This is a genomic window from Allobosea sp. Root381 (assembly GCF_001429395.1).
Taxonomy (GTDB): Bacteria; Pseudomonadota; Alphaproteobacteria; order Rhizobiales; family Beijerinckiaceae; genus Allobosea.
In genome coordinates, this window is record NZ_LMJT01000005.1 from 41610 (window position 1) to 55290 (window position 13681).

11 protein-coding genes are annotated in these 13681 nt (G+C 67.6%); 6 read left to right on the plus strand and 5 right to left on the minus strand.

All coding sequences use genetic code 11. The features are described 5' to 3' along the window. Window position 1: 1 nt before the first annotated feature. From ASE63_RS06330 to ASE63_RS06340, 3 genes are all read right to left on the minus strand, one after another. The gene (locus ASE63_RS06330; protein ID WP_056798865.1) at window positions 2-916 is read right to left on the minus strand and encodes a branched-chain amino acid ABC transporter permease; all 915 of its coding nucleotides are present in this window, start codon (window positions 914-916) and stop codon (window positions 2-4) included. Between the two features lie 367 nt (window positions 917-1283). Continuing rightward, window positions 1284-2099 (minus strand): ABC transporter ATP-binding protein, encoded by an 816-nt coding sequence (locus tag ASE63_RS06335; RefSeq protein ID WP_056798241.1) that lies wholly within the window; start codon window positions 2097-2099, stop codon window positions 1284-1286. Next, window positions 2096-4081 carry an AMP-binding protein gene (locus ASE63_RS06340; RefSeq protein ID WP_056798868.1) on the minus strand — a complete coding sequence of 662 codons (1986 nt, stop codon included), beginning with the start codon at window positions 4079-4081 and terminating at the stop codon, window positions 2096-2098. Before ASE63_RS06340 ends, ASE63_RS06335 begins: the two co-directional genes overlap by 4 nt. Window positions 4082-4275: 194 nt before the next feature. On the opposite strand from ASE63_RS06340, the gene ASE63_RS06345 reads away from it, so the two are divergent. Further along, a complete protein-coding gene (locus ASE63_RS06345) occupies window positions 4276-4548 on the plus strand; it encodes a hypothetical protein (RefSeq protein ID WP_056798244.1) in 273 nt (90 codons plus the stop codon). Between the two features lie 19 nt (window positions 4549-4567). Here ASE63_RS06345 and ASE63_RS06350 read toward each other — a convergent pair whose 3' ends face one another. Next, complete coding sequence (locus ASE63_RS06350) at window positions 4568-5242, minus strand: Crp/Fnr family transcriptional regulator (protein WP_056798247.1); 675 nt, start codon at window positions 5240-5242, stop codon at window positions 4568-4570. A gap of 219 nt (window positions 5243-5461) precedes the next feature. On the opposite strand from ASE63_RS06350, the gene ASE63_RS06355 reads away from it, so the two are divergent. The 4 genes from ASE63_RS06355 (at window position 5462) to ASE63_RS06370 (ending at window position 10498) form a co-directional block, all read left to right on the plus strand. After that, window positions 5462-6109, plus strand: coding sequence for a DUF1007 family protein (locus ASE63_RS06355; protein ID WP_056798250.1), 648 nt, complete (start codon window positions 5462-5464; stop codon window positions 6107-6109). Between the two features lie 105 nt (window positions 6110-6214). Next, window positions 6215-7171, plus strand: a complete 957-nt coding sequence (locus ASE63_RS06360; RefSeq protein WP_082609733.1) for a nickel/cobalt transporter — start codon at window positions 6215-6217, stop codon at window positions 7169-7171. 192 nt (window positions 7172-7363) lie between these two features. Continuing rightward, window positions 7364-8857, plus strand: coding sequence for an amidase family protein (locus ASE63_RS06365; RefSeq protein WP_056798253.1), 1494 nt, complete (start codon window positions 7364-7366; stop codon window positions 8855-8857). A gap of 57 nt (window positions 8858-8914) precedes the next feature. Then, entirely contained in the window at window positions 8915-10498 is a 1584-nt protein-coding gene (locus ASE63_RS06370) for an ABC transporter substrate-binding protein (protein ID WP_056798256.1), read from the plus strand. A gap of 64 nt (window positions 10499-10562) precedes the next feature. Here ASE63_RS06370 and ASE63_RS06375 read toward each other — a convergent pair whose 3' ends face one another. After that, complete coding sequence (locus ASE63_RS06375; RefSeq protein ID WP_056798259.1) at window positions 10563-12167, minus strand: gamma-glutamyltransferase; 1605 nt, start codon at window positions 12165-12167, stop codon at window positions 10563-10565. Window positions 12168-12387: 220 nt separating this feature from the next. On the opposite strand from ASE63_RS06375, the gene ASE63_RS06380 reads away from it, so the two are divergent. Next, on the plus strand, window positions 12388-13644 hold the full coding sequence (locus ASE63_RS06380) for an aminopeptidase (protein ID WP_056798262.1): 1257 nt from the start codon (window positions 12388-12390) through the stop codon (window positions 13642-13644). Window positions 13645-13681: the final 37 nt, after the last annotated feature.

Below are 13681 nucleotides of genomic sequence, written 5' to 3' on the forward strand. Positions count from 1 at the left end.
CTCAAATCCGCTCGATGATCTTGTCGCCGAACAGGCCCTGCGGCCGGAACAGCAGGAAGCCCAGGGCGATGAAATAGGCGAGCCAGCTCTCGATGCCGCCGCCGATCAGCGGACCCCAGTAGAACTCGCCGAGCTTCTCGCCGATGCCGATGATCAGCCCGCCAATGATCGCGCCGGGGATCGAGGTGAAGCCGCCGAGGATGAGCACCGGCAGCGCCTTCAGCGCCACGATCTCGAGCGCGAAGGAGACGTCCGAACGTGCGCCCCACATGATGCCGGTGATCAGCGCGACGATGCCGGCGGTGAACCAGACGATGACCCAGATCTGGTTGAGCGAGATGCCGACCGAGAGCGCCGCCTTGTGGCTGTCGGCGACCGCGCGGAGCGCCCGCCCGATCCTGGTGTACTGGAAGAAGACGGCAAGCACCGCGATCATCAGCGAGGCGATGATCGCGGCGGCGATGTCGATCTTCTGCAACGAGACGAAGCCGCCGAACAGCTTCAGCTCGATCGCTCCGCGGGGCAGATGGAGCTGGTCGGTGATCATCTGCTTCGGGTTGCCGCCGAAGACGGTCTCGCCGAGGCCGATCAGGAAATAGGTGATGCCGAAGGTTGCCATGAACAGGATGATGTCAGGCTGGTTCACCAGCGGGCGTAGCACCACCCGCTCGATCGCCACCGCCAGCACGAACATCACGCCGAGCGTCAGGATCACGGCGAGGAAGGCCGGCACGCCCTTCTCGTAGAGGCCGACCAGCGTCAGCGCCGCGAACACCACCATGATGCCCTGGGCGAAGTTGAACACGCCGGAGGCCTTGAAGATCAGCACGAAGCCGAGCGCGATCAGGGCGTAGAGAACGCCGGAGACCAGCCCCTCCCAGATCGTCTGGACCAGAAGATCTGGCGCCGAGACCATCTGGTCGAACGGATCGACGAAGATCTTGTGGAGCGTGCCGGAGGAATCAAAGCGGATTCCGATGATCCCCAGCAGTAGGACCGCGGCGAGGATCAGCGCCGCGCGAACGCGGAAGCTGTTGAAGTTGATGCCGGCGATGGGGCGAAGGGTCGCGTCGCTCATGGCCGTGACCTCGAATCAAAGGGCCCGGGGAACCCTTCTCCCGTGTGGGAGAAGGGCAGGGATGAGGGCCCGCCCTCGCACCTTGAGGCCGCAGCGGCGTGGTTACGCCTAATGGACTGGCGGCAGGCCTTCACCCCTGCCCTTCTCCCATCCGAGAGAGGGGTTTCCCGCGCGCTTCCGTCGAATGGTTGCAGGATGACGTCCATCAATGCGCCACTCCCAGATAGGCGTCGATCACCGCCTGGTCGGCCTTGACCTCGGCCGGCGTGCCGTCGGCGATCTTGCGGCCGTATTCGAGCACGACGACACGGTCGGAGAGGTCCATCACCACCCCCATATCGTGCTCGATCAAGGCGATGGTGGTGCCGAACTGCTGGTTCACGTCGAGGATGAAGCGGCACATGTCCTCCTTCTCCTCGAGATTCATGCCGGCCATCGGCTCGTCGAGCAGCAGAAGCTCGGGCTCCATCGCAAGCGCCCGGCCGAGCTCGACGCGCTTCTGCAGCCCATAGGGCAGCTTGCCGACCGGCAGCTTGCGAATATGCTCGATCTGCAGGAAGTCGATGATGTCCTCGACGACCCTGCGGTGCTCGATCTCCTCGGCCATCGCCGGGCCGTGCCGCAGCGCCTGCCAGAAGAAGCTGCGCTTCATCTTCAGCGTGCGGCCGGTCATGATGTTGTCGAGCGTCGACATGCCCTTGAAAAGGGCGACGTTCTGGAAGGTGCGGGCGATGCCGGCCGCCGCGGCTCGATGCGGCTTCATCTTCTGCCGGCGCTCGCCCTTGAAGGTGATCTGCCCCTCCTGCGGCTGGTAGAAGCCGTTGATGCAGTTGAGCATCGAGGTCTTGCCGGCGCCGTTCGGCCCGATGATGGCGCGGACCTCGCCCTTGCGTATGTCGAAGGAGACGTCGGTAATCGCCTTCACCCCGCCGAAGCGTAAGGAGACGTTCTCGACCGAGAGCAGGACCTCGCCCTTTTCGCGCACCGGTTCGCCGGTCACGTTCATCACCGCCGCGTTCATGCCGCCCTCGCCGGGCTGGAGCGCTCGGAAGCGCTCGTGGGATAGGTTTTCGCGTCACGCACCTTGACCCGCGCCGAGATCACGCCCTTGCGGCCGTCCTCGAAGGTCACCTCGGTCGAGATGTCGGCGTCCTGCGAGCCGTCATAGAGCGCCTCGACCAGAGGAGCGTAGCGCTCGGCGATGAAACCGCGCCGGACCTTCTGCGTCCGCGTCAGCTCGCCGTCGTCGGCGTCGAGCTCCTTGTGCAGGATCAGGAAGCGCTTGATCTGCGCCCCGCCCATCAGCGGCTCGGCGGACAGCGAGCGGTTTACCTCGTCCACATGCTGCGCGATCATGTCGTAGACGAGATCGTGCCCGGCCAGCTCCTGATAGGAGGCATAGACGACGTTGTTGCGCTCGGCCCAGTTGCCCACCGCCGTCAGGTCGATATTGAGCGCAACCGTCGCATAGTCGCGCCCCTGCCCGAAAGCCACGACCTCCTTGATGTTCGGATAGAACTTCAGCTTGTTCTCGATATATTTCGGCGGGAACAGGTCGCCGCCGTTGAGCTTGCCGACATCCTTGGCCCGGTCGATGATCTTGAGGTGGCCTTCATCGTCGAAGAAGCCGGCATCGCCGGAGCGGACATAGCCGTCGGCGGTCATCGTCTCGGCGGTCTTCTCGGCGTCCTTGTAGTAGCCGCCGAAGATCGAGGGCGAGCGGTAGAGCACCTCGCCATTGTCGTCGATGCGGATCTCGACGAGCGGCGCCGGCCGGCCGACCGTATCGGCCCGGATCTCGCCGTTGGGCTGCATGGTGATGTAGACGCCGGCTTCGGTCTGCCCGTAGAGCTGCTTCAGGTTGACCCCGATCGAGCGGTAGAAGCGGAAGAGCTCCGGGCCGATCGCCTCGCCGGCGGTATAGCCGACCTTGATCCGCGTCAGGCCGAAGCGGTTGCGCAACGGTCCGTAGACCAGCACGTCGCCGAGCATGTAGAGCAGGCGCCCGCCCAGCGGCACCTTCTCGCCGTTGAGGATCTGCTCGCCATGCTTCTTCGCCACGCCGAGGAAGTAGTGGAACATCTTCCGCTTCAGCGCGCCGGCATCCTCCATCCGCACCATCGTCAGCGTCAGCATGGTCTCGAAGACGCGCGGCGGCGCGAAAGCGTAGGTCGTCCCGACCTCGCGGCGATCCTCGATCACCGTCTCCGGCCCCTCGGGGCAGTTCACGCAGAAGCCGGCGACGATCGCCTGCGCATAAGAGAAGACATGGTCGCCGACCCAGGCGATCGGCAGATAGGCGATGATCTCGTCGCTCTCGTTCAGCCCGTCGAACTGGCAGCCGATCTCGGCCGCCGTGATGACGTTGAAATGGCTGAGCATCACGCCCTTCGGGCGGCCGGTCGTGCCCGAGGTGTAGAGGATGATGCCGAGGTCGGAGCCTTGGCCGGCCTGCATCTCCTGCTCCAGCGCGGCCACGGCCTGCGCGTCTGCGGCCAGTTCCTTGGCGCCGGTGGCGATCACCTGGTCGATCGCATGCAGCTTGCCGTGGTCATAGTCGCGCAGGCCCCGCGGCTCGTCATAGAGCATCTGGCGCAAGGCCGGCAGTCGCTCCGAGATCGAAAGGATCTTGTCGACCTGCTCCTGATCCTGCACCACGGCGAAGACGGCCTCGGCATGATCCAGCACATAGGCCATCTCGTCGGCGACGCTGTCGGCATAGACCGGCACCGGGATCGCGCCGAGCCATTGCGCCGCCGCCATCGACCAGTACAGCCGCGGCCGGTTGTAGCCGATGATCGCGACCTTCTCGCCGCGCTGCAGCCCGAGCTTCTGGAAGCCGCGCGCGAAGCCGCGGACCTGTTCGGCGACCTGCTCCCAGTTCCAGGACTGCCAGATGCCGAGATCCTTGTGGCGGAACGCGACCCGGCCGCCCCGCTCGCGCGAATTGCGCAGCAGCAGTTTCGGAAAGGTATCCGCCTGGCCGGCGCTTGCGCTTGCCATCGTCATCCGTCTCCACCCTGAGCGGCCGGCGTACATCGCACCGGCCTGGTTCGGATCGTTCGATCCTTGTCGTTGGGCTGAGCCTCGCAGCCGCCTTCCAGCTTTGCAAGGGTGGGCTTGACAGACAATTCGCCTTTTGACGACTATCGTCCAGCAGAGGTTTGCCCGCGGCCTCGGAGGAGCGAGCGCGAGCCTTGCTGATCCTGGAAATCTTGGTCTTTGTTGCAGCGATGGCCCTGGTCGCTCTGCTCTTGCTTCAGCAGGTCGTCACGCAGGTGAAGGAATACCGCTTCTACCGGAGCAGGGGCTGGGATTTCTCGATCGACAGCGGCCTCGACCGGATCGACGAGCGCATCGCGCCCTACCGTCTGCCGATCTCGAACTGGCAGCGCCTCTACCTGTTTCGGCCCGCCTACATCCTCATGCTGATCTGGTTCATGGGAATGGCTTTCGCCTTCGCCTTCTGAAGCCGGGCGAGAGGCGCGCTCACGCTTCGTAGCGTGCCAGCCGCTCGACATCGAGGATCGTCACGCTACCATGGCCGACCTCGATCAGGCCGAGATCGGCGAGCCGTGCCAGCGACTGGTTGGCGATCTGGCGCGACATGCCGGCGAGCAGGCCGAGCTCTTCCTGGCTGACCTCGAGCGTTCGGCCTTCGTCGGGATAGAGCGTCGGATTGAACAGCCAGGCGAGGTTGCGCGCCAGCCTACCGGTCGCATCGAGCGTGCGCTCTGTCTCCGCCAGAGCGATGAACTGGGCCAGCCGCTCGTTGAACTGGTGGACCAGGAAGCGGTTGAACGCCGCCGAATGCTCGAACAGCCAGAGGAAGCTCTGCCGCCGCATCAGCGCCAGCCGCGTCTCGCGCAGCGCCACCAGCTCGTAGCGGCGCAGCTCCCCCTTGATCACGGTGCCCTCGCCGAACCAAGCCCCGGCACGCATCCCTGCGAGTGTCGCGGATTTCCCCGCCCGCGAGGTGGTCGACATCTTCACCAGCCCCGCGGCGACACCGGTCCAGGCCTCGAGCTTGTCGCCGACATGGCAGATATAGTTGCCCTTGCCGTAGCTCCTGAAGGAGATGCCGCGCCGCGCCTCCTCGAACTCCTCCTCGCTCAGGTCTCGCGACCAGGCGGCGATATGGCGCAGTTCCTCAGGCGAGATCACGGTCGGCTTGCCACCTTTAGCGGGCCGGAAACGGCTCCGGCATCGGCCTGCCAATATGAGGGGGGCCGCACTGGAAACTCAACCGTCGTCCTGCCTCGCCGCGCTTCGGCCACCTTTCTCGGCAATGCCGCTTTGCAGCAGGGGCTGCCTCGCCTATGGCGGATTCACGCCCTGTTAACCCTGCCGCGCCAGCGTCGGCGCATGCCGAGGACCAGACTCGTGGAAAGCCGCAAGACCCTTGCCGCCATCCTCGCCCTTGCGGGCCTTCTCGGCCTCGCCGCGCCGGCCGCCGCCCATCCGCATGTCTTCGTCAGCGCCCGCGCCGAGATCCTCTATGCGCCGGACGGCTCGGTCACGGCGCTGAAGCATGTCTGGAGCTTCGACGAGGCCTATTCGGCCTTCATCACGCAAGGCCTCGATAAGAATGGCGACGGCAAGCTGACGCCGGACGAGCTCGCCGAACTCGCCCAGATCAACGTCGAATCGCTGCCCGATGTCGGCTTCTTCACCACGGCCAAGGCGAACGGCAAGGCGCAGGAATTCGGGCAGCCGGCCGAGGCCGGGCTGGTGTTCGAAAACAAGGTCCTGACGCTGACCTATACGCTGCCGCTGAAGACCCCGGCCCAGGCCAACCGCTCCTTCGGCATCGAAATCGGCGATCCGACCTATTTCGTCGCCTTCGACATCGTCGATGCCCCGGACGCCGTCATCACCCGCGATGCACCGCAGGGCTGCATCGTGCGCGTCGCCCGCCCGCCGAAGCTCGCCCCGGAGGTCCAGCAGAAGCTGGCGCAGGAGGACATCACAGCGACGCCCGACATGAGCGGGCTCACGGTGACGACCCGCGCCTTGGTCGCATGTCCCTGATCGGTCATCGATTCCTGGGTTACGCCGATGTCTGAACGCGATCTGCCGCGCACTTCGCGCTTCTCGACATTGCCCTGGCCGACGCTGCCGCGGCGGCTCGTCGTGATGGCACTGGCGCTGATCGTTGTCGCAGGCGGGCTCGCGCTTCTGGCTGCGGTTATCGCGGCCTACAGCCCGCCACCGCCTCCACCGCCGCGCAACCCCTTCGGCACTGCCCTGCCGCGCGAGGCCGCGCCCGCGACGACCGGCCTCGGCGCGGTGATCCTGGCCTGGCAATCCTCCTTCTACCGCGAGCTGACGGCGACGCTGAAGGCGATCGCCGAGAACCCGGCGGCGCTCTGGGGCCTGCTTGGCCTATCCTTCGGCTATGGCGTCTTCCACGCAGCCGGCCCCGGCCACGGCAAGGCGGTGATCTCGGGCTACATCGTCGCAGACGACCGCAGCCTCCGGCGCGGCCTGGGCCTGAGCTTCGCCGCCGCGATCCTGCAAGCGCTCGTCGCCATCGCCCTCGTCGGCACGCTGACGCTCGCGCTCAACGCCACCGCGCAGACGATGGCGCTGACCACCGGCGTCATCGAGACCGCGAGCTTCGCGCTGCTTGCCCTCGTCGGGCTGCTCGTACTCTGGCGGAAGGCCGGCGCGCTACTCAACCTCGGCCAGAGCGACGCGATCCACGACCCGTCCTGCGACCATGTCCATATGCCGACGCCGGACGAGATCGCCGGCTTGCGCAACTGGCGCGAGATGGCCGGCGTCGTGCTCGCGGCGGGCCTGCGCCCCTGTGCCGGCGCGCTGATCATCCTGGTCTTCGCCGCCTCGCAGGGCCTGCTCTGGGCCGGCATCGCCGCGACCTTCGCCATGGCGCTGGGCACGGCGCTGACCACCGGCGCGCTCGCTTCACTCGCCGTCTTCTTCAAATTCGCGGCGTTGAAGCTGGCTGGCGGCTCCTCGCTCCGCGGCGCGCGGCTTATCGCCGGGCTGGAACTGCTGGCGGCCGCCTTCGTCGCCGTGCTCGGCGTGGCACTGCTGCTGGGTCTCTGGGCCGCCGGCCAGGGCAGCTGATCCCAGCGCCGAGCAGGCCTGCCCGCGCGGCGCTCACCTCTTCACGACAGGTCGCTTCTGCATAGAGTGGCTTGCCCCGGCGGCCGCGCCGTTGCAGCCTCAGGCGCAGCGCCACTCATGCGCGCCCGGATGCACCTGACGGACCGGAGCAGACGATCGTCTGCCTCGGCCCCCAACGAAAGGCCTGCCGACTTGACCGAACCCTGCGACCTCAGCGCCGTCGAGGCCCGTGCCCTGATCGGCGCCAAGAAGCTCTCCGCCGTCGAACTCCTCGAAAGCTGCATCCGCCGCACCGACGCCGTCGATCCCGCCGTCAACGCCATGGTCGCCCGCGACGACGAACGCGCCCGCACCGCGGCGAAGGCAGCCGATGCCGCAACCGCCAAGGGCGACAAGCTGCCCGCCCTCCACGGCCTGCCGGTCGGCATCAAGGATCTGGAGAACGTCGCCGGCCTGCGCACAACCTATGGCAGCCAGCTCTATGCCGACCATGTCCCGGCCGAGGACCAGCTGATCGTCGCGAAAGTCCGCGAGGCCGGCGCGATCGTGCTCGGCAAGACCAACACCCCCGAATGGGGTGCCGGCGCCAACACCCGAAACGCCGTCTATGGCGCGACCGGAAATCCCTTCGACCCGATGAAATCCGCAGCCGGCTCCTCAGGTGGCTCCGGCGTCGCGCTCGCCACCGGCATGGTGCCGATCGCGACCGGCTCCGACACCGGCGGCTCGCTGCGCAACCCGGCCGCCTTCAACGGCATCGTCGGCTTCCGGCCAACACCCGGCCTGGTGCCGAGCGAGAAGCGTCCGCTCGGCTGGAACCCACTGCCCGTCCTCGGACCGATGGCGCGCACCGTTCCGGATCTCTGCCTGCTGCTGTCCGGCATGATCGGCGACGATGCTTGCGACCCGTTGGCGACCACGGTCTATGGCCGGAACATCCGCCGCCCGGAGGATTTCGCCCGGCCGGCGAGCATCGACCTCGCCTCGCTCAAGGTCGCGATCACGCCCGATTTCGGTTTCGCGCCGACCGAGAACCACATCCGCAAGGTCTTCGCCCAGAAGGTCGGCGCCTTCTCCTCGCTCTTCGGGGCGGCCGAGGAAGCGACGCCCGACTGCTCGGGAACCGACGAGGCCTTCGAGATCCTGCGCGCGCTCTCTTTCATCGCCGGCATGTATGAGAAGGTTCGCGATACGCCCCAGATGGTCGGCCCCAATGTCCGCGCGAATGTCGAGGAGGGGCTGCGCTACGGCCCGCTCGACATCGCCCGCGCGCTGAAGGAGCAGACCGCGATCTACCAGCGCTGGCAGCGCTTCTTCGAGGATTACGACGTCATCCTCTCGCCGGCGGTCACGCTGAGCCCGCGGCCCTGGTCCGAGCTCTACCCGGCCGAGATCGACGGCAAGCCGACAAGGACCTATTTCCACTGGCTGGCGCTGGCCTATGCCGCGACCACGGTCGGCCATCCGGCAATCTCGCTCCCCGTCGGGCTCGACGACCACGGCATGCCCTTCGGCCTGCAGATCGTCGGCCCGCGCGGCGGCGACGCCAAGGTCCTCGCGGTTGCAGCGGCACTGGAATCCGCGCTCGCCGGCGATTCGCTGACCGCGCGCCCGGTTCCCGACATCGCCAGGCTCATGGCCGCGCCGAAGCTGAGCGAGGCGCCGAACTTCATGGGCTTCGGCTGAGCGCGGCCAGAGCCACTCCACGTCAACATCTAAGCAGAGAAAACAGAGGGGACTGCCATGAAGAGACGTACTTTCCTGCAGGGCGCGGCCGCTGCCGCGCTCATCGGCCCGGCCGCGACCCGGCCGGCCTCGGCGCAGGCCAGCAACGAGCTGCTGAAATTCGTGCCCCAGGCCAATCTCAGCGCGCTCGATCCGGTCTGGACGACGGCGACCGTGACCAACAATCACGGCTATTATGTCTTCGACATGCTCTACGGAGCCGACGAGAACCTGAAGCCCCAACCCCAGATGGCCGAGGGCCACGAGGTCTCGGCCGACGGCAAGACATGGAAGATCAGGCTGCGCGAGGGGCTGACCTTCCATGACGGCACCCCGGTCAAGGGCGTCGACTGCGCCGCCAGCCTGAAGCGCTGGACCCAGCGCGACCCTTACGGCCAGCTCCTCGGCCGAGCCGTCGAGGAATGGAACGCGCCGGACGACCGCACCGTCGAGATCAAGCTCAAGCGCCCCTTCCCGATGATGCTGGACTGTCTGGCGAAGTCCGACCAGCCGCCGGTGATCATGCCGGAGCGTCTCGCCAAGACCGACGCCAATACGGCGGTCACGGAGATGGTCGGCTCCGGCCCTTACCGCTTCATCCCCAGCGGCTTCGTCTCGGGCAGCCGCGTCGTCTACGAGAAGTTCGACGGCTACAAGCCGCGATCCGAGCCGCCGAGCCGCAATGCCGGCGGCAAGGTCGCCCATTTCAAGCGGATCGAATGGCAGATCCTGCCCGATCCGGCGACCGCGTCGGCCGCTTTGACGCAAGGCGAGATCGACTGGTGGGAACGCCCCCTCGCCGACCTGCAGCCGATGCTGGCCGGCAACAAGCAGATCAAGCAGGAGATCATCGACAAGGCCGGCCGCGGCGCCATCATCCGCCTCAACCACCTGCAGCCGCCCTTCAACAACCCGAAGGTCCGCGCCGCGGTTCGCATGGCAGTCAAGCAGGAAGACCACATGCGCGCGACCCAGGGCGACGACACCACGCTCTGGCAGACCTGCCGCAGCCTGTGGTGGCGCGGCACGCCCTATTACGACGGCGAGCAGGAGGATCTGATGCCGCAGAGCCTGGAGAAGGCGAAGGCGGCGCTCAAGGAGTCCGGCTACAACGGAGAGAAGGTCGTCATCATCAATCCGACCGACTTTCCCGATATCGGCCCGCTCGGCGAGGTCACCTTCGAACTGCTCAAGGCGCTCGGCATGAATGTCGAGATGGCCGCCAGCGACTGGGGCACGGTGGTGCAGCGCCGCGGCAGCCGCGAGCCGGTCGAGAAGGGGGGCTGGAGCATCTTCCACACCACCGGCTCGGCGACGAGCTGGGGCAATCCGGCGATGTCGACCCTCGTCCGCGGCCAGGGCGAGAAGGGCTGGTTCGGCTGGTGGAAGAGCGACAAGGCCGAGGAACTCGCCGAGGCCTGGCTCTACGCCCCCGACGAAACGGCGCAGCGCGCGAGCGCCAAGGCGCTGGCGCGGCTGGCCCTGGAGGAGGTCGCGACCATCCCGCTCGGCCAGTTCGTCAGCCGCACCGCCTATCGCAGCGACCTTACCGGCATGCTGTCCGGCTCGGCGCCCTATCCTTATGGGCTGAAGCGGGTCTGATCGCTCTTAGGACCGAGGGAGGCGCGCACCACGCGCCTCCCTTTTTCGACCAGCCCTGGTTCGCTCAGCTCTTGGCCGCGACCGCCGCCGACCAGGGCGAGACCACGTCGCTGATGCCCTGCGCCCCATCCGCATCGACCCGGATGAGGTTGGGACAGGCGAAGTTGATCGGCAGCACGCCATGCTCGACGATGCTGACCGGGCCGGCAGCTTCCAACGCCGCCAGCGTCGCCGCCGGCAGCCGCATGTCGGCGCTGGTCTGGTCCGGCCCCGAAACGTCGATGCGCGGCAGATGCGCCGCCTCCTCGATCCCGATGCCGCAATCGACCGTCCAGGCCAGCATCTGGTAGACGCTGGCGAGGATCCGCCGCCCGCCCGAGGCGCCGCCAGCGAAGCGCGGCCCGCTGCCGTCCTTGGGCGTCACGATCACCGGGCACATGTTGCAGAGCGGCCGGGCGCCGGGCGCGATCGCATTGGCGCTGCCGGGGCGCGGATCGAACCACATCATGCCGTTGTTCATCAGCACGCCGGTCCCGGGCAGCACGACGCGGCTGCCCATCGAGGAGAGCAGCGTCGTCGTCACGGTGACGAGCGTGCCCTCGCGGTCGACGACCGTCAGATGGGTCGTGCAGGTGTCGCCCGGCTCCGTCGCTGCTTTAGCTGCGCCCAGCCCTTCGAGGCGGCTGGCATAGGCCTCGCGCATCACCCGCGAGAGGGTCGCGAACCATTCCGCATCGGCCCCGCCCGGCGCGGGCTTGGCGGAGGCCATGCCCTCGACCACGGCCTGCAGCGTCGGCGCCGCCGTCAGCCCGCCTGCGGTATGGACGAGGTGGGTGCCGCGCCAATCGATCGTCGGTGAATCCCGGACCACCGCCCTGCAGCCCGCCAGGTCTTCCGCATCGACCACCCCGCCGAGTGCCTTGATGTCGGCAGCCAGCTTGCCGGCGATCTCGCCGCGATAGAAATCGTCGAGCCCGGCCGAGGCCAGGCGCTCCAGCGTCGCAGCGAGATTGCCGAGCCGGAAGAAGCCGGGCTTGCCCTGGTAGGGCGGCACCGGCGGCAGGCCGTTCGGCAGGTAGATCCGCGCGCTCTCCTCATAGAGCCGCAGCACTGCCGCCGAGGAGGACACCTTCAGCGTCGTGTACCAGTCCTGCGCCAGGCCACGCTTCGCCAGCGCGATCGCCGGCGCGAGCAGGTCGGCCACCGGCATCGCCGTGCCGAAATTCTCCTTCAGCGCCGTGTAGCCCGCGACCGAGGACGGGACGACGAAGGACAGCGGGCCGTGGATGTTCACGTCGCCGACCACCTCGGGCCAGGTGAACAGGTCGTTCTTCATCGCCCCGGTCAGCGGATAGTCGCCCGGATTCGCCCGGCGCGGCGCGACGGGCCCGAAATCGACGACCTTGGCGCTGGTCTCGCCGGCCTTGAGGATGACCGCGAAGCCGATGCCGCCGAGCCCGCTGTTCCAGGGCTCGACCGCCGCCAGCGCGAAGCAGGCGGCGACCGCGGCATCGGCCGCATTGCCGCCGGCCTCGAGGATCGCGGCGCCGGCTTCGGCGGCTTCGCGGTTCTGCGACACGACGATGCCGTTGCGCCCGCTCGCCATCGGCTTGCCCAGCGTCCAGTTCTGCGTGCGGTAAGGCGTCTCTTGCTGTTCGACAGCGGTCATTCCCGGCAACTCCTGATCCTGCGCGAGCGCGACGCGCTCCCCTCCCGGGCCGCATCGCCTCGCCGCGCGACGATATATGACAGAGCCAAGAGCCCAAGGCGCGGGTCGAAGCGGCCGGGTGCCATGCTGCGGGGGCATGCCGGGCCGTGCGCTGGCAAGCGCATTGGCGCGGCGCCCGCTCTGCACTAGATTCACGGGACCCATCCAGCCCGGACGATCAATGACCATTCATCAGCGCAGCATTCCCGCCTCGATCGACCCCGCGAAGCTCGACCGGCTGGCAGAGGCCGCCATCCGCGTCGGCCTCAACCTGCAACCCGGCCAGGATCTGTTCCTGACCGCGCCGGTCGCCGCGCTGCCGCTGGTCCGCAAGATCGCCGAGCACGCCTACAAGGCGGGCGCCGGCCTGGTCACGCCGATCCTGTCGGACGAAGAGGTGACGCTGGCCCGTTATCGCCATGCCGGCGACCACAGCTTCGACCGTGCCGCCGCCTGGCTGCATGAGGGCGTCGCAAAAGCCTTCGCCGCCAACACGGCCCGTCTCGCCATCGTCGGCGACGACCCGATGCTGCTCTCCGGGCAGGACCCGGCAAAAGTCTCGCGCGCCGGCAAGGCCAATTCGATCGCCTACCAGCCGGCGCTGGAAAAGATCGCCGGCTTCGACATCAACTGGAACATCCTCGCCTATCCGACCGCCTCCTGGGCGCAGCGCGTCTTCCCGGACGATGCGGAGGACATCGCGGTGGCCAGGCTCGCCGAGGCGATCTTCGCCGCCTCCCGCGTCGACCAGGGTGACCCGGTCGACGCCTGGGCCGTGCATAACGCGTCGCTGCGCGGCCGCACGCAATGGCTCAACGGCGAGCGCTTCCAGGCCCTTCATTTCTCCGGCCCCGGTACCGAGCTGACGGTCGGGCTCGCCGATGGCCATGAATGGCAGGGCGGCGCCTCGACGGCCAAGAACGGCGTCACCTGCAATGCCAACATCCCGACCGAGGAGGTCTTCACCACCCCACATGCGCGGCGCGTCGACGGCCATGTCGCCAGCACCAAGCCGCTCTCCCATCAGGGCACGCTGATCGACGGCATCCAGGTCCGCTTCGAGGCCGGCCGCATCGTCGAGGCGAAGGCGACCCGTGGCGAAGACGTGCTCGCAAAGCTGCTCGATACAGACGACGGCGCGCGCCGCCTCGGCGAGGTGGCGCTGGTGCCGCATTCCTCGCCGATCTCGAAGAGCGGGCTCCTGTTCTTCAACACGCTCTTCGACGAGAACGCCGCCTGCCACATCGCGCTCGGCCAGTGCTATTCGAAATGCTTCCTCGACGGCGCCAACCTGACCCCGGAACAGATCGCGGCCCAGGGCGGCAACAAGAGCTTCATCCATGTCGACTGGATGATCGGTTCCGCCGAGATCGACATCGACGGCGTCCGCGACGACGGCAGCCGGGTCCCGGTCTTCCGCAAGGGCGAATGGACCTGAAGCGAACGGCCGACAGCCGTCATTCCGGGGCGCCCGT